Below are 22,326 nucleotides of genomic sequence, written 5' to 3'. Positions count from 1 at the left end.
CCGCAGACCGGTCGTCTTCTTCGGCCGGTTCCGATCCGCGAATGAGCGCGCTGCCGCATTTTTTACAAAAACGGTCTTTGGGTCCTGCTTCTGTTCCACATTGACTACAAAACATATTCCCCCGCCTTTACCTTTTATCTTGAATAACGAATTGGTTTGATTTCAATAGTTCGTTCTGGCTTGTTTTCTTCGTACGAAGTAAGAACAGGTCAGGAGCAGCAGAAACGAAATAATGAAGCTTGCAAAGAAGATCGGAACCGCTCGAAATCCCACAAAAAATGTTCCGCCCTCCCAGTAGTTCGACAGCGACTCCCCCTGTACCGAAAATCCGAAGGCGGATACTTTGGCGATGACAGCCATGGCCGCTCCATAGGTCAGGCTGAAAACTGAAACGGAACGCAGGTCGTTGGGGTAAGCGGCTCTGTTCCGCATAAAACCAATGCCCACCCATATCAGAATGATCAAAGCAACGATCAGTCCGCAGTAAACATAGCCGTCCAGGAAATGCATTGACAAATAATCGCTGGAAGCGAGCATGCCGTTTCCGTCTTCCGAATCACGGCCCCACAATAGCGAATAGTTCATCTGCTCACCGTCTCCTCCGAAATGCAGCGTGCCCAAGTGGGCAAAATTCCAGAAATACGTTCCGAGCTGCGGCGCAATCAGAAGGATTAAGCGAAAAGGAAGTTGCCTGCCGAATTTTACACCTACAATTACAACTGCCAGAAATGACAGGACAAATACACCGAGCGCGACTGTACGGACGGCTTGTTCAAACGCACTTTTCCTGAAGAACCCGCTTCGAACGTTGTGATTAAGGGCATATAATCTGTATCCCCCCCAACTGAACAGAAAGCCGAATATCCAGCCCAAAATGATCGATTCCCATGACGAAAAGGAATAATCAATGCGCCCCGACAAAGCCGACGAAAATAAACCAAGGTTGACCTCCCGGGAGAAGCCGGCAAAGGCGGAGACGGCCAGCAGAAACAAGCCGTAGTATAAGCCGATGGCAAGCGAAACGGAAAGTCCGGCGCGTTCATCGGTTAACCTGTACCTGCGGGCGGATACATAGCCGCCGATGACAAGAGCCGCCAACGGGACAATAAGCAGGGTAATAAGACCCATGAAGATCTTCACGCTGCCTCCCGTCACATCAGAGTCTCCTCCCGTTATAAGCAGACGGGAATGCACCAAATTCACCGCCATAACAGCTTCGGGAACACCGATTAATTTAAAATCGCTGTCCGCACCATATTGATTCATGAGCTCCTGAATAGGCAGCTCCTGCCCCACTAGATCGGGCGGCGCTTGCTTGTTAAGGGTATAGCTGATCAGCAGACAAAGAAGCAGCACACCGGCAATCGCCACGATACCTCCTAGAGCCCCCCTTAATAAGAATGTCTTGTAATCGAAGGTCAGCGTTGCTTCCGCCGGTTTTCGGCTGGCGGCAATTTCCGGCCTCCTGCCTGCGGTAGCCGCCGGTCTTGCCATGATTTCGCTCCCCGCCTCTTCGCCGCAGAATATGCAGTACCCGGCATGCTTTGCCATGCTGGCTCCACAGGCAGGACAAAATTGGGCTTCCGCCGGTTGAACTGCGGCTTCCCCCAAGCCGGTTCCCAGTTCGACTCCGTCTTTGACGCAGTAGATAGCATAATCGAAATTGTTCGTTCCGCATCTGGAACAGTACAAGGCTAACACACTTCCCCCGGATTAAGATTGACCGCTGCGCCGCAGCAAGGGCAGTAAGCTGCCTCCTGCGGAATTTCGGCCTTGCATGCCGCACATGAGGTCTTGAGCTGAGCGAGGGTCGATTCCAGCTCCGCGTTCTTCCGTCCACAAGCGGTGCAGAAAGGCTGATCCTTCGGCAAAAAGATTCCGCAGCTACATTTGACGGCACCGGGGAGCGGAGCATTCAATTCCTCCATCAACTTCAGAGCCTCATAAATAATCTTGTCCTGTGCAGTAATCGGCTGGACGGTCTGAAGAAGTTCTTCGTTCTGAATCCGCCCTTCCCGGATCATTCTGTACACCTGTTTGCCCAGCTCCAGATAAATTTTGGTTTTTTGATGTGAAGCCTCTTTGATCTGCCGTTTCAGTTCGGCGGTCTCCTGCATATTCTGAAGCTTCTTTTTCCCTTGTTGGATACCTCCCCTAACTGTATTCAATCCTTCTTCGAATTTTGCTTGTACTTCTGGCATGACTAGTCCCTCCTTGTTTACACTCGTTCTGCCGCCTTCACAAAATCCCGCGTCCGCTCTGCCATGATCCATTCTTTCGCCTTCACTCTAATCCATCAGGATCAAATTATGTATTTACAATGCTGCTATGTTCACAATGTACACAAGCAAACGAACTAATTCCATTAAATTCCTCACCCTAACTCCGGCGAGCATCTTCACCTCGGCATTCTGAATCCCGGCTATCAGCTCGTCTGCCAAATTATCCGTAATCAGCCGAATATTAAGCCTCGTCGACATCGATCAGATATATCCGTTCCTGGAATCCGCCGCGTTTTCCGGCTTTGTGTACGCGGACTTGTTCAAGCTGCTCCCAGCCTGCCCCGTGAGCCTCAGCCAGCGACCGGATCACTTCCAACATATCAGCCAGCTCTTCCAGAGCGTCTGTATTCTTGCCTGCATCAAAATACTCTTCCGACTCTTCCCGCAGCGACCTATGGCTTGGAAGATTTCTGGGGTGATAACTCGGAATTAGCTAAAGATAACTATCCATACATTTCTACCCACTGATTCAGCTTCTGCTTCAACGACTCCCGTACATGCAGCGGCTCCAATATCTCGGCATCCGGACCGTATTGCAGTACCCATTTCATAAATTCATCCTCATTGTTTAACGTCACTTCAAAAATAAGGCTGCCGTCCCCAAGATCCTTCATCCAGGGCTGCACGAACAGTTCCTCTTCCTTTATGTACCGGGCGACGCTGGGACTGAAACGGATTTTAAAACGGACATTTTTGTTCCCTCGATTAATGGACCAGGTGTTTTTTAGATACTGCCTGATGTTGAAATGACTTTTATCAAACAGCTCGTCCGTAATCTCCACCTGTTGGAACCGGCTGATCCGAAATGTGCGAATACCTTGAGATTTATGGCAGTAACCGATCAGATAGAACCGCTGCTCTCGTGGAACCAGATAATACGGGTCAATCCGTCGCTCACTTGTTTCGTCACGGTACTGAGTGTGGTAGATGGCCTGTATCGTTTTTTGTTCAAGAATCGCTTCAATAATCGGCTGCAAAAAGTTGGGATTCTCCTGGCGGTAAGCCGGGGTACCCATCTGAATAATCTCCGCAATCTCGCCGATGACCCTGCTGTTTTGCTTTCTTTTCTCACGGTAATGCGTGCTCATCACCTTGTCATAGGCAGTCTCAAAGCCTGGGGGAAGCTTCTCATTATCCAGTACGGAGGGCAGCAGCGAGAAGACCAGCTCCTCCTGCTCGGAAAAGTTCAGCGGATACATAAAAAATTTACCCATAAACCGGTATCCCGTTCCCCGCCCTTCATTCGTGACCGGAGCGATCAGGGTGATGATATCCATATCCCGATAAATGGTTCGGGTCGTAACCTCGCATTTCTCTGCCAGTTCGGGAGCGGAAATGCCAGGCTTGGCCTGAATGGCGTTAATGATTTTGAAAATACGGATCACTTTGTCGATCATGCTTCATTCTCCTTGTCAGATCTGGCAACACTACTTTCAGTAAACTTCATGACATACTATTGTCAAAATGAAACAATGAATCTCCCCGATACAACGTTCGGCCTTCCTCTTACTTTCAGGCCCTTTATTCCTATGTAAATATTCCTATATTCCTTATTTTTACATGATAGCAACCTTATGAGCAATTACTTATTTTCTAAACAAAAAATAAAAAAAGACCGCCCTCGTCAAAGAAAGCGGTCCATTCTATGAATCCTATTTTCGGAATTTACCGAACCTCCACCTTACCCTTCCGGTAAATTAACGCCCCGATGGAGAATGCCGCTACGCCCCATAGGGCGAGAATGCCGATGCCAAGCCAGAACGTAGAGCTGAACAGACCGGACCCATACACCATGCCGTCCCGCATGCCTTCGACGAAATAGGTCAGCGGAAGCACCTGGGTCACCGGCTTCAGCCAATCGGGCAGGCTGCTGGTGGCGAAGAAGACGCCGCTGATAAACATCATCAGGAAGCTCGTGATATTCGCCACACCCATGTAGGACTCGATAGATTTGCTGAAGGAAGATATCAGATAGCCCAGGGCATTAAAGGCTAGAACCCCGACGAAGAAGGCGATGATCAATACAGGGATGTTAAGATCCAGGTTCGCGCCGAACCCGATAATGCCGATTACAGAGAGCAGCACGATCTGCACGAAGCTGAGGACAAAGCGGACCATCATGCCGGCGAGGCCGTACAGCCCCATCCGCAGCGGGGTCATTCGCAGCCGCTTTAGCAGGCCGGACCTGCGGATTTCAACCATGTCGACCATCCCGAACAGACCCGCTTGCGCTACAGACAGGGCGATCATGCCGGTCATCAGAAAGTCGACGCTGCTAAGATCCTTGCTGCTGCTGGATACCGACGAAGTCTGCAGCCGGTAGGCCGGTTCGATTCCCGCTGCCGCAAAGCTGGCTCTTTGGACGTACTGGTCGAGGATGCCCCGAATCGCCTGGGTGGTGGCGTTGCTTTCATTCTCGGTATTGACGACTAGGCGGATATCCCCGCTGTTCCCGTTCTCCGGAAGGACAATAGCCGCGTCTACATCCTTGTCTTTGACCCAGGTGTCGGCCTGGGCGCTGTCTACGGACTGCTCTGACTTCCAATCGAAGACCGGAATTTTCCGAAGCCCTGCTTCAAGCGAACCGTTGGAGGCACTCGGCAGAGGATTTACCAGCGCCACTTTCGCCTTGAAGTCGCCGCCTCCGCCGCCTCCGCCGAAAATAACCATGAACAGCACCATCAAAATGATAGGAAAAAACAAATTCCAGAACCAGACCGCCTTCTCGCGGAACATAGTCTTGAGCTGAGCAACGAACAATTTCATAATCTGTGCGCCTGTGCTCATATCAGTCCCTCCATTCTTTGCCCGTAAAGGCAATAAAGACATCTTCGAGACTCATTTCACGGATGGATACATGCTCGACCCGGTAACCATGCTCCTTGGTGAATCCGAGGAGACCATACAGCGCCTGTTCCGGCTCCGGGGACCAGAGTGTCACGTTCGCGCCTTCTCGTTCCATCCGTACGATATCCGGTCGGCTGCGCAGCGCTTCTTCGGTCTGCGCCGCCGCAGCTTCCCCATCATAAAAAGACAACCGCACTTCCCGTTCCTTCGTCAGTTTGCCGATCAGAGCGGCAGGCGTATCAAGGCTGACGACTGTACCCTGATCGACGATGCAGACGCGGTCGCTCAGCTTCTCCGCCTCTTCCATGTAATGGGTCGTCAAAATGATGGTGGTGCCGAGCTGCTTCAGGCGCAGGATAATATCCCAAATATTGCGGCGCGCCTGGGGATCAAGGCCGGTCGTCGGTTCATCGAGAAAAATGACCTGCGGATCATTGATCATCGCAAGTCCGATGGCGAGGCGCTGCCGCTGTCCTCCGGACAGCGATTTAACCCGCTTGCTCCGGTGCTCGGTCAGATTGATCATCTCCAGCACCTCGGCGGTCGATTTGCGTTTGGGATAGAACGACGCGAATAAATCCAAATTCTCCTCGGTCGTGAGCAGGTCGAATAAAGCGCTGGATTGCGGCTGAACGCCGATCAGCGTCTTGATTGCGCTCTCGTCCTTGCTCCAGGACAATCCCGCAACGGCAATGCTGCCGGCATCCGGCGGCTGCAGTCCTTCGATCATCTCCAGGGTTGTCGTCTTGCCCGCTCCGTTCGGCCCGATAATCGTAAAGACTTCTCCCGCTTCCACGGTGAAGCTGATGTCTTGAACAGCCTTGACGTCGCCGAACGATTTCCTCAAATTTTTCACTTCAAGCACCGGCATCGGTATCCCTCCAAATATCCGTTTTTTCACAACTTGACTTTATAATAAAACGGGAACTGAAACAGCTAAACCGTCCACAAGCCGATTTTGCACTCGGTCCAGGGATGTATATGATGGAAACAAGAACCCAATGCTGCAAAAGGCACACAGGGGCTCTTTTCGTGGCAGAACCCCCTTAATTATAGCACATACGTTCGGCTCAAGGGCACAAAAAAACCGCTCCGGTGCAGGCCGGATACGGATTTTCTTGAGCTATAGGCTATTATAAGCCTTAATTCATTTCGCCTCGCTGAACGCTTTTCTCCACGCCCATAAAAAGGGCCGCAAAGGGAAATAAAGAAAATGCAGCCGCTTCGGCAGCGGCAGCGTCTTCGCGTCCGCCGCATAAGGATAAAGAAAACCGAGCGCATACACAAGCTGCTGCCCCCGCGATAAAATCGCCGGCTGATAATATCGGTAATGACGTTCTACTTCGGGCGGCAGCGGCGGATTATGCAGATTGACCATGCGCTCCACATAGAACATGGCAAGCCGTGCCAGACGGCGGGCCTTCGGCCTGACCACCAAGCCGGACAGGCCGGGATCAACCGGCGCATTCAGCAGACCGGCAGCCAATATAAGAGCCTGTCCCCCAGCGTCGCCATGATCATAACGTTCAAGAAGTCTGGTCAGTGTGCCCGGGTCCGGCTGCTGCAGCAGCAATTGTTTTATATCCAGCAGCCATCTCAGTCTGGACCAGCCATGCCTGGCCCCATGAGCCGACAGAAACAGGAACAGATCCTCCATGCCTAAATAATGGATGCTCCGCCCAAAGTGACTGCTTATCCTCCTGCGTTCCCAGAGCTCATCGAACTCCGGCTCCTTGGATGGAGCAGGGTTCAACCGCCAGTGGACTTCAACCTTAATATTGTTGACAGGATGATGGAATGTCGTATGATGCTGCCTCCATTTCCAATCCCCCAGAATGCTCTCGAATTCCTCTTCTTTCACATATCCAAGACGAATAAGCAGCGCTTCCGCCTGGGCCAGTTCTCCGATCGGCACGATGAAATCGAGATCACGCGACGTCCGGAGCGATATGTCGCCGTATAAATCCTGGGCAAGCACCGGCCCCTTCAGAAACAGAGAGCGTATATTCAAGCGGGCAAGCTCTTCGCTGAGATTGCCCATTTCGCCGCTGAGCTGAAGCATCTGGACCGTATTCCTGCGATATTCATTTTGCAGCCACTCCCTGACCCCGGAAGGCACCCTTTCTTCACGCATACGGCTAATCTTGGAATATAAGGACGGATAAACGCGATGATGCATGGCAAGCCGGACAACAAGCTCCCAATCGATATCAGTGAACATCTCCGGTTCTCGCTTTGCCGTCTCGTCCATAGTGTCCGCGGCAAGCAGCGTAAGAAGAAGCGCTAACTCTCTAGATAAAACTCCTTTGTTAAGCGCATACCGATCCGTCATAGACACTCTCCTTCGCACCGCGTTGTCTCCGAGAGAGTAACACCGCTAATTGAAAAATGTCAATTCCCCTGCCCCTCTCTGCATAGCTTGGCTACTGTTTCCGCCTGGTCTTCTTCTCACTGCCCCCCTTACTTTCCCCCGTTTCTCCCATATCCACCTCAATGCCGAACACATTGGAAATATCGGAATCGGCCATCATGCGGCGGCCTCTTCCCCTGGATGACTTTTCAAGCATGGCTTGCGACTTTTGCGTTAGTGACACGGAGATAAGATCGTCTACATTGACGCTCCGCAGTACAAAAAACAAAGCGGAATCTTCATCGAGCCGAGCCCCGACGCCGTAAAGCACCGCTGCCACATGCTTGCACATTCTGGCCGAATCCGGGCAACTGCACGAAAAAACAATCTCCTTCGGAGCAGGAAACAGCCCTTTACCCTTAGCTGTAAAAAGCTCGGAAAGCCCCTTTGGAAATTTACCTGTAACCAGTTCCTGCAGCGAATCAATTTTCCCGGCGCATTCCTGCACAACTGCCTCCCATGTTGCTTTGGAAAGAGGGGTTATCGTAATCTCGGCCTTATACGGCTTTGAAGCACTCCCCTGAACAAGCGCGGAGATCTTGCCCGGCGTTATCTGCAGATCAAGCACCGCGCCGTGCCGAACATAACTGCGCCCTCGCTCAATCCGGTTCGAATAATCGGAATAACTCTCCAGATTATTGTTCCATGACTTTCCCCACCAGGTTCTCGCGATCGTTCTCCTTGTAATCATAACTGGCGCAATGCCCGGATTTTTCTTTTTCAGCCTCTCAACAGCTTTCTCTGCTTTTTTCTTCTTCTCCCCAACAGGAACATATTTCGGATATTCATCATAAAACGCCACGTCCATTCCCCCTCTCAAAATTTATATAGACAGCCTCATTAAATCCATTATCTGCTCGTTATCCATTTCGGTTATCCAGCTCTCCTGCATATCCGGAACAATTTCGCTGGAAAGCTTCATTTTGTCTTCAATCATTTGATCAATTTTCTCTTCAATCGTACCCTGCGTGATGAACTTGTGCACAATGACATTTTTCTGCTGCCCGATTCGAAATGCCCGGTCTGTCGCCTGATTCTCCACAGCTGGATTCCACCATCTATCGAAATGAATGACATGATTGGCTGAGGTCAGATTCAGTCCAACACCGCCCGCCTTAATGGAAAGCACCATGAACGGTACATATTCCTTCCCCTGAAACCGGTCTACAAGTTCCTTGCGCTTGCTAACTGCCGTTTCTCCATGCAGTACAAGCCCTTTATGCTGAAAAATCTGTTCGAGAAAGGCACGCAGCGATTCTGTTATTTCCTTAAACTGTGTAAAAATAATAACCTGCTCGCGTTTCTCATATATGGTCTCGCAAATTTCCCGCAGCCGTACATACTTCCCGCTTTCTTCCTCCGCGTAAACCTGCTGGCCCAGATACTGATCCGGATGATTGCATATTTGCTTGAACTTCATCATCGCTGCGAGCAGAATTCCCTTGCGCTCAATTCCTTCCTCTGCCGACTCGATCTTGCTCTTCAGTTCCTGTATCAGTTTATTGTACAGCACAATCTGTTTTTTAGTTAGCGCAGCATAGGTCTTCATCTCGATTTTGTCCGGCAAGTCGGTAATAATCGTTTTGTCTGTCTTCAGCCTTCTGAGAATGAACGGGCTTACTACCTGCTTTAATCTTGTATACCCATCAGCATAGTCGCGCATGCTCTTCGTAAATTGAGTGAACTCCTTGGCTGTTCCAAGCAGGCCCTTGTTCAAAAAATCAAATAAAGACCATAAATCAGACAACCGGTTCTCAATCGGTGTACCCGTCATCGCAATCTTATAGGAAGCCTTGATTTGCTTCACCCGCCTCGTCTGCTTCGCACCTGGATTTTTGATCGCCTGCGCCTCATCCAGGATTAGCGTATCCCATTCCCGTTCCGTGAGCCATTCATATTTGGAAAGCATGCCGTAAGTCGTAATAAACAGTTCATACGCCTCCAGGCTTCCGTCATGCCCGGCTATCTCCTTGTTCTCGGAAGGATGGCAGACATAATATTTCAGCGAGGGAGCAAATTTACCAATCTCGCTCATCCAGTTTTCGATTAACGATGCGGGCACAACCAGCAAGGCTTTCTCCTGTTTCCGGGTCCGCAAAACATTCAGCAGCGCAATAACCTGTACGGTCTTGCCAAGCCCCATATCGTCTGCCAGGCATGCACCCAGACCTAGCGTTTTCATCAAGTAGAGCCAGTCAAGGCCCCGCTCCTGATAGGCGCGCAAGCTGGCATGGAAGTCATCTCCTGCGGACGCAAGCGCTTCGATCTCTTCGGGATGCGTCAGACGGTACATTACCGAATCAAGCCATTGTCCATTTGTTACTTCAAGCTCGACCGACTCCTCCGAGATGCCGAGCATTTTATTGGCGCTTAATTGAAGCCGCATCGCATCAATCAGGCTGAGATCCGATTCGTCCATCCATTGCTGTGCCTGCTCATAGGCTTTGAGCGCTTCCTGCAGTCGTTTATGGTTAACCTCCACCCACTTTCCTTTGATGAAGGCGAGCCCCTCCTCTTCTGCCAAAAGCTGCTTCAGCTCATCGGCAGAAATCGCTTCTCCGCCAAGCCAGAGCTCGGCATCGAAACCTAATAAAGCATCCGTATTCATATAGGATGGCTGTTTGTCGCCTACGCTGACCGTCAATTTAAGCGCTTCCGACTTATTTTTCCACCACTTGGGGATGCGGCACAAAATGCCGGCTTCCTCATACAGCAATACTTCCCTGAGAAACGTGTACGCCTCGGTCGCAGTCAGGCCGATGGGATAAAAAATATCCCCCGACTCTACCAGCTCGGCTATGAATGCACTTTTCCCGGATGCTTTATTAACCGTAGAAAGCAAGTCAAGCAGCTTCCTGCTATTTTCGCCGTACTCGATGAGTGCGTTTTTTAACGGAAGATGCCTGGACTTGCCTTTTGTCGAAGGCTCAGCCGCATAAGTCGCCAGAAAAGAGAAAGGGTATTCTTCCTCCTTCTTGTTCTCTACCAGATGGAAATATACTCTCCCTGCAAGATGAATCGGCGAGTTGCCGGCCATGAATAGCTGGGCAATACGGCCCTCGTGATTTTGTACACTTTGGGCAAAAGCCCGATGCAGCATTTTCCAAGCCTGTTCCATCCAGCTTTGATCCAAATATTGCGAGCCCGTCAGATAAGGCGCCTTGTATAGCAGCTCTTCTACTTCTCCATCTTCAAGCTCAGCCCTGGTCTTCTCCCGCAGTACTTCAATATCCGGATTGCGCGTAAGCTTTCTCACAAAGGAAGCCGCGATCCGTATGAGGTAGCTGAGCGATTCCGATAGCGATTCCGAGTCTTTCATTAGTCCCAGCCAGAACCAAAACTGTTCGATATGCCGGTGATATTGCTTATATATCTCATCCTGCACAGCAAGAGCATTGCTGTCCAGCTTCTGATTAACAGTCTGCCAATCAATCTCAAACAACCCATCGGGACGAATAATCGCAATGAGCTGTTTATTTTGGCATTCACCAATATAATTCAGATCCGTCAACTTGCATCCACTCCATCTTATTATGAATCTATTATAACATGAGGCAACAAGTCACACCGTCCATCGTTGTGCAGCGGGGGATAAAAGGTGGCAGCGAATCGACTGTTCACGTGGAACCTGCGTTTTCCTGCAAACCTGCAGGTTTTCCCGGTGGATATCGTTTGGGAAGAAGAAATGGCTGCAATAGTGCAGCCATTAGATGCTTGCACGCTGAGACGGGGAGAATGGCTGCGAAATGCATGCACCTTTGCAGGCATTGGGTTTGGAAGAGGCTCTTACGAGAAAAAAGATGTACACATGCAGTCATTCTTCGCAACTTTCCGCCGCTGCCGCCCACCTTACCTTAAGGGTGATAGGCTATGTAAAAAAACAACCCGCTCCGGCGTTTCAAGCCGAATACGGGTTATTTTGAATTGCAGACTTATTATCCGCCTTACACCATAATCTTACAAATATCGTTCGTGAACTCTACCGGATCGCCGACCGGCAGCCCCTCGATGAGCAGCGCCTGGTTGTACAGCAGGTTCGTATAAAGGGTAAGCTTCTCCTTGTCCTTCTCTTGGGCATTTTTGAGGGAGTTGAAGACGTCATGGTTGACGTTGATTTCCAGCACTTTGTCGGCCTGAACATCGGCGCCGTTCGGCATCGCCCGGAGCGTTTTTTCCATCTCGATGGTCAAATCGCCTTCTGACGACAGACATACCGGGTGGGATTTCAGCCGCTTGGAAGCTTTGACACTCTTGACCTTGCCGCCTAGCACGTCCTTCATTGCTTCGAACAGGTCCTTGTTCTCGGTATCCGCGTTCTCTGCGGCTTTATCCTGCTCCTCCGTATCGATGCCAAGATCGCCGCTGGAGACGGATTTGAATTCCTTGTCCTTGTAGCTTATCAGCATCTTGATGGCGAACTCGTCGATATCGTCGGTGAAGTACAGAATTTCGTAGCCTTTATCGGCCACCAATTCCGTCTGGGGCAGCTTCTCAATCCGTTCGATGGACTCACCGGAGGCGTAGTAGATGTATTTTTGATCCTCAGGCATTCTTGATACATATTCGTCCAGGCTGACCAGCTTCTTCTCCTTGGAGGAGTGGAACAGCAGGAGGTCCTGAAGCGTATCCTTGTTCATGCCGTAATCGTTGTATACGCCGAATTTGATCTGTCTGCCAAAGGCGCTGTAGAACTTCTCGTACTTCTCTCTCTCGTCCTTGAGCAGGCTTTGCAGCGCGCTCTTAATCTTGTTCTTGATGTTCTTCGCGATCAGGCTGAGCTGGCGGTCATGCTGAAGCAGCTCGCGGGAGATGTTGAGCGACAGGTCCTCGGAATCGACCATCCCTTTGACGAAGCTGAAGTAATCGGGCAGCAGGTCGCCGCATTTGTTCATGATAAGGACGCCGTTCGAATACAGCTCCAGACCTTTTTCATACTCCTTGGTGTAGTAGTCAAAAGGCGTATTCTCCGGAATGAACAGGATCGCATTGTACACAACCGCGCCGTCGGCGCTGATATGGATATGCTTCAGCGGCTTATCGAAGCCGTAACGCTTCTCCTGATAGAAGTTCTCGTAATCCTCGTCTTTCAGCTCGCTTTTATTCTTGCGCCAGATCGGGACCATGCTGTTGACGGTCTGCTCTTCGGTCGTTTCCTCGTATTCGTTCTCGCTGCCTTCCTTCAATTTGCTGCTGGTAATGTCCATCTTGATCGGGTAACGGATAAAATCGGAGTACTTCTTAATAATCGACTTCAGGCGGTACTCTTCCAGGTACTCATCGTAATTGTCTTCTTCGGTGTTCTCTTTGATCTTCAAAATGATCTCGGTGCCGACCGAATCCTTCCCGGCGGGCTCAATCGTATAGCCGTCCGCGCCTTCCGACTCCCACTTGAAAGCCGTATCGCTGCCGAGCGGGCGGCTGATTACCGTAACGGTGTCAGCGACCATGAAAGAGGAGTAGAATCCGACCCCGAACTGCCCGATAATGTTATGGCCGTCCTTCGCTTCGTTCTCCTTCTTGAAGGCGAGCGAGCCGCTCTTGGCAATGACCCCGAGATTGTTCTCCAGGTCTTCCTGGGTCATACCGATTCCCGTGTCGGAGATCGTCAGCGTACGGTTCGCTTTGTCTGCGGTTATTTTAATGAAGTAATCCTCTTTGTTGAACGTGAGCGACTCATCGGTCAGCGCCTTGTAATAAATTTTGTCGGTGGCATCACTGGCATTGGAAATGAGCTCACGGAGAAAAATCTCACGCTGCGTATAGATCGAGTTGATCATCATTTCCAGCAATCTTTTCGATTCGGCCTGAAACTGTTTCTTGATCATGGAATATTCCCCTTCCTTATAAACGATTACCGGGATCGTCTTGCGAAAAAGCCTGTCCACACTCTCTTTCGCACAGATTAGCACTCGAATCATTCGAGTGCTAATCCCTATTTTTATATACCATATCTATACAATAAGGTCAATATGCTGCAGATGAATACAAAATTACTCCCGGGGATAGTTGACAATAATTTGGTAGAATGATACCTTATATTTATAATCTTCGTTCTCTATAAAGAACATATATTCTCTATTGAAATTCTTTGCTCTACGGTTATATTTTTACATTTCTTTAGTCTCGTTCTTTAGAAAGAACATAAGTAATCCCTCTATCTGAATGATTTATCATCCTGGTTATCGCGAGACGAAACATCTGAGATTTCCGGCTAAGGAGATGGTTATTGGTGAAAAAAGCAGAGATTTTATCCATAGACACCGTTCTTGTTCAATGTGAAGGCAATATTGTCAGCGATATGGACGGCGAGAAGGTCATGCTCAGCATACAGCAGGGAAAGTACTTCAATTTGGGACAGGTTGGTGGAGATATTTGGAGCATCATCAGTACTCCAAGGTCCGTGAAGGAGATCATCGAATCCCTTCAGCAAATCTATGAAATCGATGCTGACATTTGCGAGCAGGACGTCATTCCTTTTTTACAGAGCCTGCTTAAAGAAGATTTAATTCGAGTGGCTGATGCCGGATGAAGATGGCAAGCAAGCTTCGGCTGTTGCTCACCCTGGACAAGACCACTTTTTTGTTCTATTTGGAAGCCTTTTTATTGCTAGGCTGGGCCCGCACGCTCCTCTTCTACAAGTTCTCCAAAATAGCGCCTTCGCTTGGTGAAAGAGGACAGGAGACGGATCAGAACTTCGATGCAAGCCATACTCCCTCCATGAGACATATTGCCATCTCCATTAATACAATCAGCAAATACACGCCGTGGGACAGCAAATGTCTGGTAAGAGCCATAGCCGGTATGAAAATGCTGGAGAGAAGGGGCATTAGCAGCACCCTTTATTTGGGAACGACCAAGGACCATAGCGGCAATCTGATCGCTCATGCCTGGCTTCGCAGTGGCCCATATTATATTTCCGGCGCGGAAGAGATGCATCAATTTACTGTTGTCGATAAGTTTGCCAAAACGTCGAATAGATAAATCGAAATCGATATGTTATGTATCAGTTTCAAGTAATGGAGGTCCGCCATGATCGGCAAAAAGATACAACAGCTTCGCAAGAATAAAAATTACTCACTTACTGAATTATCCGAAAGAGCGGGAGTAGCCAAGTCTTATTTGAGTTCAATAGAGCGCGGGATTCAGCGGAATCCCTCCATTCAGTTCCTGGAGAAAGTAGGCTTGGTGCTGGGCATAACCGTAGAAGAATTCCTGCAGTCGGATAAACAGAAGGAGACCGCCGAACCGGCCGATATGGAATGGAGCGAGCTCATCAAGGAAGCGATGAATTCCGGTATCAGCAAGAGAGAGTTTCGCGATTTCCTGGAATACAGCAAGTGGAAGCTGGAACGGCGCTAGTCTGCTGCAATAAAAAGCCATCTCTTCAGCAATTTTGCCTCCGAGACGGCTCTATCGATCACTTCAATGGTTCCAGTTCTTCACTCTTTGCATAGCCTCTGGGATTAGCGGACTGCCAACGCCACGTATCCTCGCACATCTCTTCGATTCCCCGGGCAGCCTGCCAGCCCAGTTCTTCATTCGCCTTGAACGTATCTGCGTAGCAAACGGCGATATCGCCCGCTCTTCGTTCCGCTATCTGGTAAGGAATCGCTTGACCCGACACCTTCTCGAATGCCTTCACGATCTCCAGCACACTCAGCCCCCGGCCCGTCCCGAGATTGTACACGTCCACGCCTGTACGGCTAATTATCCGCTCCAGCGCCTTCAGATGGCCCTGCGCCAGATCCACCACATGAATATAATCTCTTACGCCTGTTCCGTCGACCGTCGGATAGTCATCTCCGAACACGCTGAGCTTGGCCAGCTTGCCGACAGCTACCTGGGAGATATAGGGCAGCAGATTGTTCGGAATGCCGTTCGGGTCTTCGCCGATCCGCCCGCTCTTATGCGCCCCAATCGGGTTAAAGTAGCGCAGGATGGAAATGCCCCAGCGGGAATCAGATACGGCGATATCACGTAAAATATGTTCGATCATTTCCTTGGTTCGTCCGTACGGATTGGTGGCGCCAATTGGAAAATCTTCCGTAATCGGCACGGACTCCGGAGCGCCGTATACGGTCGCCGAAGAGCTAAACACGATGCGGAACACCCCATGCTTCTGCATAGTCTCGCATAAGCTCAAGGTGCTCATAATGTTGGTGTGGTAATATTTCAGCGGAATTTCCACCGACTCGCCCACAGCCTTAAGCCCCGCAAAATGAATGGCGGCTTCAACAGCATGTCTTGCGAACACATCGTCCAGCGCCTCCCTGTCGAGCAGATCCAGTTCATAGAAGGCGAAGGGCTTGCCCGTAATTTCGCCGATCCGCTTGATCGCCTCGGGATGGCTGTTGGCAAAATTATCGACAATAACAACTTCATATCCCGCTTCCAGCAGTTCCACCGCGGTATGGCTGCCAATGTAACCGGCGCCCCCGGTGATGAGAATAGCCATCCTAATCAACCTCCGTCTTTTTTAATGGGCCGAACCTTACAGTTACCTTTCCAAGCAGTGTCTTGGCGATTCCTTGCAGGTAGGCGAATTCGTCTCTGCGGTGAAAGAGCAGTACATAGATGAGATTGACAATGATGAACGCGATCACGCCCTTAATAATGAGAAGCGGAAAGCTGTTCGCATGGACTAAACCGCTCGCTGAATATGCCGCCAAAAAAGCGCCTACCCCTATTATAGTGAAGTATGCATAAAGTCGGTAGTGCTCCGATATGGGTCGATGGAATACCTTTTTATACACTAAATAGGGTGTTGTCCAAAAAGGCATGGCTAAGGCGCCGATCATTGAGCCGATGAAGACTCCCGCAATCCCGATCTGCCGCACTAACAGAATGGAAATACCTAAGCCGATCGCCGCCTGAGCCAGCGGAACAAACCGGTCTGCTTGAAAAATACCGGCAGTCGTCTTCACGGTCGTGATCGGATTGCGCATTCCGCGCTCGAAGAACAGAAGCAGCAGAATGGCAAGAACTCCGCTGCTCATCAGAAACTTCTCTCCGATCCACAGCGTGATGAACGGCGCGAGCACGACGTATAGCAGTATCGCTAGCATGGAGTACAGCCAAAAGCTGAGCAGCAGCATGACTTTATATACACTGTACACTTTCTCCGTACTTTCGCTCGACACAAGATTGCCGACGCTGTGATACAGATTAATGAACACCTGATTGATGAACGTTCTGGCGATATCGATCAGCATTTTATAGTTAGAATACAAGCCGACGGCCTTGAGGCTGACAAAGGTGGAGATGAGTATGCTTTCCGTTTCGAGCACTAGATAGCTGCCGATATTCTGGACAATAATTGCCTTTACATTTTTGACTATTCCGTTTCGGGTTCCGGCATCGAGCCTGCCTATCACTTTTTGCTTCAAATAAGGATATTTCCGGTTCGCGACGACCGTTAACAGGATGGAGGTCGTTATCGTAAGCACGCTGTCCACAATAAGAAAAAGGATATAGTTCGACGTATAATACAGGATGCCGATCTTTAGAGAGGTGGAGATAATGGAAGTCGCCGAGAAGGCCACAGTTACGATGTAGTTCTTCTGATTGACGCTCAGGAATGAATTTTTATAGGAGAAAAGATAGGGCGTTACCGTATTGAGCAGAAAGATCAGGTAGATCAAATGCAAATGCTCCACGCTATGATCCTTGACGATTACGTTCAGAAAAGGCATCACAGACAGTCCGAGCAATGTCACTACAAGCGCGATGACAAGATAGGCTCTGCGGTACAGCCGCATTAACCGGCCGATCTTCTCATAATCATTCTCCGCCACCGGCTTGTACAGGCTGTACATAATACTCGTCCCGATGCCAGCCTCGGCGAGCGTCAGCATCGAGAGAATGTTCGTGAACAAGCCGTTTACGCCCAAATACTCGATGCCGAGCCGGTTAATGAAGACGGTTCTGGAGACAAAGCTCAGCAGGGTGATCACCAATTGATTGCCGATGCCAGCCGTTATATTAATGATGGAGTTCTTTACTCTCATGAAATATCCCCTGCCTATTGATCCTTCGAGTTGGCCAATCGGATGCAAAAACCCTGCGTGAACGGCAGAATATTGAACAGGACGGAGTAAACGCCGATGTCCTTCGTATCCCCCTGAGAAAAATCAACGGCGCCGTTCCTTCTCGTTGCCTTCATTAAATAGAGAATCGCTGAATCCGCGGCGGCCGCACATTCCCGTGATATTTCTTCGATCTGTGCCGCGTTCAGCATAAACCAGGCCAGCATCGCGGTCGCCGAGGAATCGGCTCTCGATTCCGGTCTCGTTACCGTCCAGTTCCACTGTCCCTGCTCCCCCTGTACCGCAAGAGCGGTGCGGGCAAACCTTACGACGGCTTCCTCCAGCGGCTTCTTATATTTATGGCTTTCCGGAAGCTCCCGCCAAGCGTCAATAAGGCCGATCGCGTACCATCCAAGCCCTCTTCCCCAGCCGTACAGGCCAAGCGGATACTTCGTCCCGGTGCTGTACGCATGGCACGGAATTGACGTTCCCTGCAGCATTCCAAACCGCTCATACTCCAGAATTTGTCTCACGGCCAGCTCGATACATTCCGGCTTTCCGTATCGCAATCCGTACACCACCAGGAAGGGGCAAATAAAGCCGATCGTATCCACGTAACGATAATCTTTCATCGATTTGCGGTACTGCACCGTTCCATCTTCGCCGATATGATCCCGGATCAGCTCCCACATTTGATCCATTGCAGCTTGATATACCTCTGGCAGCCCTGCGGAATGCTTCATTACCCCATAAGCCAGGATAGCGCCATCCACCTGCTGCGGCGGGTGATTCCATTGACCGGCGCTGCTAAATTTGGAGAAGATCAGGGCGTTTACCGCCGCTTCCGCCTTCGGATCGGTGTTGTTGCTTAAATAGCTGTGAAAGCCGAGCAGCAGGGAAGCCTCCTGCCAATGCTGAATGGCCGGTCTCGTATAGTTGCCTCTCAGCATATCCAGCACGATTAACCGGGTATTGTCGGTAAGCTTAATTTTGGGCGTTCTTGTCAGCCATTTCACACCGGTTTCCGTAACGGCTGTCCCCCAGACGCGCTGGTCGCTAAATCTGCCGATGTGTATCCTTCCGAACCAGTCTCTAAAGACAGGCGCTGCATCAATAAGCGCTATGATCAGTACGATTGCGATGACTATGAGGCCAAACGTTAGACCAAATATAGCTCCCACCCCTTAAACTAGCTTATCCACTGGTACAATTTATGGACTTCGTCCTCTGTTCCCAGCTCTTCATGCTCCAGATTGCCGATGAACCGCTCCCTCAATCCTTCATTATCGATCAGCTTCTTGACGCCGGAGTATATGGAATGGGCGTCCCTGCCCACGATGAGTCCATTATGTCCATCCGTCAATTGATCATAGATGACTTCAAAATCAGTCGAGACAATCGGCTTGTGCAGGATCTTGGCTTCCGTTATCGTCAGGCAGCGGCCCTCGAACAAGGAGGTCTGCACATAGATGTCGCACTGCTTGATGTAAGGATACGGATTCTCCCGAAGCCCCGTAAGGATTAGAATATCCTGCAGCCCCTTCTCCCGGATCAGACGCTCCAGGCTCCCTCTTTCCTCCCCCTCGCCAACGATGTACCAACGGATATCATACCGTTCCCGGACAAGCAGCTCGCAGGCCTCTACGGCCATGCTGAAGCCTTTTTGATAGTTCAGCCTGCCGACAGAGACAATTGTTGTTTGTTCCCGCTTCTGAATCGGGCTCTCATCGGAAGACATCTCGGTAATGGCGGAGGGAGACACGATATTATGCATCAGCGCGATTTTCTCCTTATAGGCGGGAAACCGGTCTTTCAGAATTTGCACGCATTCTTCGGATACGGTTGCAATGCAGTCCAATTGGCTGAAATACTTGTCATCCAGCTCCGGGTTCATGCCGAGCTTATCGTAGTCATTATGAATGAACCCGATCTTCTTACGAGCCTTCACCACTTTATCCACCACATAGCGAATAGGCGAATTCTCCATATATCCGATGGCGGCATCGTATTCCACGGATAGCTGCGGAAGCGACTTTGAGCTGTATTTCCACAGCAGCTGCTCCCGTCTGGCCGGATGGCTCTCCTTTTTGAACAGAAATCCCGCTCTGACCCGCGCTATAGCCAGACCCGGCTTGCCTTCGGCGAGGCAGTTCTTCAGCGCCTTTTTGATGGACATATCAAAATATTTGTACCTGGGAGGAGCATCCAGAAGGCGGACTTGATCCGGGATCTTATTCATAAAGAGGCCCTCGTGCTTGAACAGCAGCAGATCCACATCGCAGCGGGAATAATCGATGGATTGGAGCAATGAAATGAGCGACTTCTCCGCGCCTCCGCAGACGAGACTATTCATGACGAACAGCAGCTTCTTTTTCCCGCTCATAGCACTCACCCTTCTATGCGAGTAAATTGTAGAACTTATAAATTTCATCCTCGGTCCCAAGCTCAAGCTGCCCCAGATTATCCGACAACCGGGCTCGCAGGCCCCGGTCCGCGATGAGCTGCTCGATTCCCGCCGCGATGGCGGACGGATTCATGTCCACGATCAGCCCGTCGAAGCCGTGGCGGATTTGATCTCTGGCGGTGCTGAAGTTGGTGACCACGATCGGTTTCTTTAATATTTTCGCCTCATCGATTGCGATGGATTTGCCCTCGAACCGGGAGGTTTGGGCGTACAGATCGGCCCTCTGGATATAAGGATACGGATTGGAGCGGAGCCCCAGCAGCCTGAAATGATCCTGAAGCCCGTAATGGCGGATCATAGCGGTCAGCTTTTGCCGTTCCTCACCATCGCCAATGATGCTCCAACGGACGTTGTAGCCTTTATCAACCAGCTCTTTGCAGGCTTCTATGGCCAGCTCGAAGGCTTTTTGCGGGTGCAGCCGGCCGATGGATAGAATGTTAATCCCATCCTCATTGCCGCTGAAATCATCGGGCGGATTCTGCATGGCAAGCTGTTTGATCAGCACCGGGGACACAATATTATGAATCACATTGACCTTGTGGTCCTGCTCAGGGAATCTTTTGACCAATATGTTGGCGCATTCTTCCGATACCGTAACCAAATGCTGCAGCTGCTCGAAATAGCGTGCGTCAAAGGCGGGGTCCATCCCGAGCTTATCGTAGTCAATATGAATCCAGCCGATTTTGCTCTTGGCCACGGCCTTCTCGACACAGAAATAGATCGAAGTCTTCTCAAGGAAACCGATCGCCGTATCATACTGCTGGGGGAGAATCTGGAAAAAGCGCGCCAGGTGCTTCCAGCTGTACTGCTCTTTCACGGAGTCATTGCCAGCGCCCCGGCTTTTCAGGCTGAACATGAGGCGGTGATACACCAGTGTAAAATGCCCCGCCAACAGCAGCTTCAGCACAGCCTTGGGAAGGGGCAGGACAAAGCGGCTGTATTGCTTAGGGACGGGCAGCACATTCACTTCCGGCGGTATAAACTCCATAAACAGTCCTTCGTGATTCAACAAGAAAAGGTCAACCTCATACGCGTTATAGTCGATTTGGCTCAGCAAATTGATCAAACTCCGTTCGCCGCCGCCGGAAGTCAGACTCGGTATAACAAATAGGAGTTTTTTTCTCATGTTCACCTCTAGGCGAGCTCTTTCAAGTAGTCGACCGCTTTATAGGACATTTGCTGAATTCGGGGCACGGATTGCCTTAGCGCCGCCTTGATCTCTTCTTCTTCTACCAGCATTTCACTAAATTTAGCAATCAAATTGCCGCCGCTGGAAATCTCCTTAATACCGAGCACCAGCTTCTCCTCGCCGAACAGATCTTTCGCAATCCCCTTGGACTTGACGCTGTACCCAAGCACCATGGTCGGAACAAAATTGGAATATGCCGCAATGGTTGCATGGGTTCGGGCCCCGATGAAGAATCTCATCCGTGCAATATAACCTTTATATTGAACCGCCGTGAGATGATCGGGAAGCAGGATGACTCTGCCGGTGTCTTTAAATTCCTCATGGAATAACCGTAATAGCTCATAGTCGTTGTTGCCGTCCACCATCACATGCGGGGTCAGCGCAATCGTCATGTCCGTCGTCTTCAGAATATGCGACAGCAGCTCGCGCACCGCCGAGCCCGCCTGCTTGTTGCGGCTGCTGACGAGCGGGCTAAAGTTAACGCCTATCGTATTCCCGGGCTGCCAGCCGTCAGGAAGCGGAAGCTCCTCCTTCTCCATCGTAAAGGCCGGATCGGCGCACAGCTCTACATTTCGGAGGCCCTGTTCCCGCAGCATATTGTACGTCAGGCTTTCGCGGGCCAGAATCAGATCGAACAGCTTTAGATCCTCAAGCTTCCTGTCCGTCATATCTTCCTCTCCAATTGAGCAGCCCCACAGCACCAGCTTCTTGCCCTGCCGCTTGACTCTGCGGTCGATCTCATACCAGCCCGGCTGCTCGCCGTAGCAGTAATTATCTCCCCCGATGGACAAGCACACATCGACGTCCTTGATCCGGCTGATCGTGTTCTGTTCAATGATCCCGGTGGCATAGGACTCATCCTTAAGGAGCTTGAACCGGACCGCAGACATAATCCAGTTCAGCGAAGGCTTGGCGATCTCCGACTTGGACCCGTCGTAAATTCCGTCCAGGCTCGGAATGGCCCGGTCGGTATCCGGCTGCTCGGATGCCAGGAATACCCTTGCTCCGCTGATGTTCTCCTTGATCATTTGCGTGGAGGAGCGGACAATCGCCTCGCATCCCCGATTTAAGCTGCCGCCATGCGCAAACATCATAATTTTCATGACTCA

The 22,326-nt window shown here is 50.6% G+C and carries 19 protein-coding genes and 1 pseudogene; 4 read left to right on the top strand and 16 right to left on the bottom strand.

The annotated features are described in order from the left end of the window. Positions 1 to 162: 162 nt before the first annotated feature. From PDUR_RS05240 to PDUR_RS05200, 9 genes and pseudogenes are all read right to left on the bottom strand, one after another. Positions 163 to 1,692, bottom strand: coding sequence for a zinc ribbon domain-containing protein (locus PDUR_RS05240; protein ID WP_042205387.1), 1,530 nt, complete (start codon positions 1,690 to 1,692; stop codon positions 163 to 165). 2 nt (positions 1,693 to 1,694) lie between these two features. Continuing rightward, complete coding sequence (locus PDUR_RS05235; RefSeq protein ID WP_042205386.1) at positions 1,695 to 2,201, bottom strand: zinc ribbon domain-containing protein; 507 nt, start codon at positions 2,199 to 2,201, stop codon at positions 1,695 to 1,697. 262 nt (positions 2,202 to 2,463) lie between these two features. Next, a pseudogene (locus PDUR_RS05230) lies at positions 2,464 to 2,670 on the bottom strand (nucleoside triphosphate pyrophosphohydrolase); the annotation flags it as partial. 55 nt (positions 2,671 to 2,725) lie between these two features. After that, the gene (locus PDUR_RS05225) at positions 2,726 to 3,679 is read right to left on the bottom strand and encodes a helix-turn-helix transcriptional regulator (protein WP_042205384.1); all 954 of its coding nucleotides are present in this window, start codon (positions 3,677 to 3,679) and stop codon (positions 2,726 to 2,728) included. Between the two features lie 268 nt (positions 3,680 to 3,947). Next, on the bottom strand, positions 3,948 to 5,069 hold the full coding sequence (locus tag PDUR_RS05220; RefSeq protein ID WP_042205383.1) for an ABC transporter permease: 1,122 nt from the start codon (positions 5,067 to 5,069) through the stop codon (positions 3,948 to 3,950). Position 5,070: 1 nt separating this feature from the next. Further along, complete coding sequence (locus tag PDUR_RS05215; RefSeq protein ID WP_042205382.1) at positions 5,071 to 6,000, bottom strand: ABC transporter ATP-binding protein; 930 nt, start codon at positions 5,998 to 6,000, stop codon at positions 5,071 to 5,073. A gap of 276 nt (positions 6,001 to 6,276) precedes the next feature. Further along, positions 6,277 to 7,461 (bottom strand): nucleotidyltransferase domain-containing protein, encoded by a 1,185-nt coding sequence (locus PDUR_RS05210; protein WP_042205381.1) that lies wholly within the window; start codon positions 7,459 to 7,461, stop codon positions 6,277 to 6,279. Positions 7,462 to 7,552: 91 nt separating this feature from the next. Further along, a complete protein-coding gene (locus tag PDUR_RS05205) occupies positions 7,553 to 8,341 on the bottom strand; it encodes an SWIM zinc finger family protein (RefSeq protein WP_218918442.1) in 789 nt (262 codons plus the stop codon). Between the two features lie 21 nt (positions 8,342 to 8,362). Next, positions 8,363 to 11,050: a DEAD/DEAH box helicase gene (locus PDUR_RS05200; protein WP_218918441.1), complete on the bottom strand. Its 2,688-nt coding sequence runs from the start codon at positions 11,048 to 11,050 to the stop codon at positions 8,363 to 8,365. 87 nt (positions 11,051 to 11,137) lie between these two features. Between PDUR_RS05200 and PDUR_RS28570 the strand changes: the two genes are divergently transcribed. Further along, entirely contained in the window at positions 11,138 to 11,494 is a 357-nt protein-coding gene (locus PDUR_RS28570; protein WP_156130315.1) for a hypothetical protein, read from the top strand. On the opposite strand, the gene htpG is transcribed toward PDUR_RS28570, so the two are convergent. Further along, positions 11,484 to 13,364, bottom strand: coding sequence for a molecular chaperone HtpG (htpG, locus tag PDUR_RS05195; protein ID WP_042205379.1), 1,881 nt, complete (start codon positions 13,362 to 13,364; stop codon positions 11,484 to 11,486). The genes PDUR_RS28570 and htpG overlap by 11 nt on opposite strands. A 404-nt stretch (positions 13,365 to 13,768) precedes the next feature. On the opposite strand from htpG, the gene PDUR_RS05190 reads away from it, so the two are divergent. The 3 genes from PDUR_RS05190 to PDUR_RS05180 are packed head-to-tail and all read left to right on the top strand — an operon-like array spanning position 13,769 to position 14,898. Next, complete coding sequence (locus PDUR_RS05190) at positions 13,769 to 14,068, top strand: lasso peptide biosynthesis PqqD family chaperone (protein WP_052410066.1); 300 nt, start codon at positions 13,769 to 13,771, stop codon at positions 14,066 to 14,068. Next, positions 14,065 to 14,520 (top strand): lasso peptide biosynthesis B2 protein, encoded by a 456-nt coding sequence (locus tag PDUR_RS05185; protein WP_042205377.1) that lies wholly within the window; start codon positions 14,065 to 14,067, stop codon positions 14,518 to 14,520. Before PDUR_RS05190 ends, PDUR_RS05185 begins: the two co-directional genes overlap by 4 nt. Before the next feature lie 48 nt (positions 14,521 to 14,568). Next, entirely contained in the window at positions 14,569 to 14,898 is a 330-nt protein-coding gene (locus tag PDUR_RS05180) for a helix-turn-helix domain-containing protein (RefSeq protein WP_042205376.1), read from the top strand. 58 nt (positions 14,899 to 14,956) lie between these two features. Here the strand turns inward: PDUR_RS05180 and galE are convergent, their stop codons facing one another. From galE to PDUR_RS05150, 6 genes are read right to left on the bottom strand one after another with little or no spacing between them, the layout of a single operon-like run. Continuing rightward, positions 14,957 to 15,994, bottom strand: a complete 1,038-nt coding sequence (gene galE, locus PDUR_RS05175; RefSeq protein WP_042205375.1) for a UDP-glucose 4-epimerase GalE — start codon at positions 15,992 to 15,994, stop codon at positions 14,957 to 14,959. 1 nt (position 15,995) lies between these two features. Further along, on the bottom strand, positions 15,996 to 17,546 hold the full coding sequence (locus tag PDUR_RS05170; protein ID WP_042205374.1) for a lipopolysaccharide biosynthesis protein: 1,551 nt from the start codon (positions 17,544 to 17,546) through the stop codon (positions 15,996 to 15,998). Positions 17,547 to 17,560: 14 nt separating this feature from the next. Further along, positions 17,561 to 18,736, bottom strand: coding sequence for a glycoside hydrolase family 88 protein (locus tag PDUR_RS05165; RefSeq protein WP_042209087.1), 1,176 nt, complete (start codon positions 18,734 to 18,736; stop codon positions 17,561 to 17,563). 17 nt (positions 18,737 to 18,753) lie between these two features. After that, positions 18,754 to 19,947 (bottom strand): glycosyltransferase, encoded by a 1,194-nt coding sequence (locus tag PDUR_RS05160; RefSeq protein ID WP_042205373.1) that lies wholly within the window; start codon positions 19,945 to 19,947, stop codon positions 18,754 to 18,756. A gap of 13 nt (positions 19,948 to 19,960) precedes the next feature. Continuing rightward, positions 19,961 to 21,154, bottom strand: coding sequence for a glycosyltransferase (locus PDUR_RS05155; protein WP_042205372.1), 1,194 nt, complete (start codon positions 21,152 to 21,154; stop codon positions 19,961 to 19,963). A gap of 8 nt (positions 21,155 to 21,162) precedes the next feature. Next, positions 21,163 to 22,320, bottom strand: a complete 1,158-nt coding sequence (locus tag PDUR_RS05150) for a polysaccharide pyruvyl transferase family protein (RefSeq protein WP_042205371.1) — start codon at positions 22,318 to 22,320, stop codon at positions 21,163 to 21,165. Positions 22,321 to 22,326: the final 6 nt, after the last annotated feature.

The sequence above is a fragment of the Paenibacillus durus genome (genome assembly GCF_000756615.1).
GTDB lineage: Bacteria > Bacillota > Bacilli > Paenibacillales > Paenibacillaceae > Paenibacillus_AQ > Paenibacillus_AQ durus.
The sequence above is the reverse complement of the archived record's forward strand: the minus strand, read 5'-3'. Positions and strand labels throughout refer to the sequence as shown.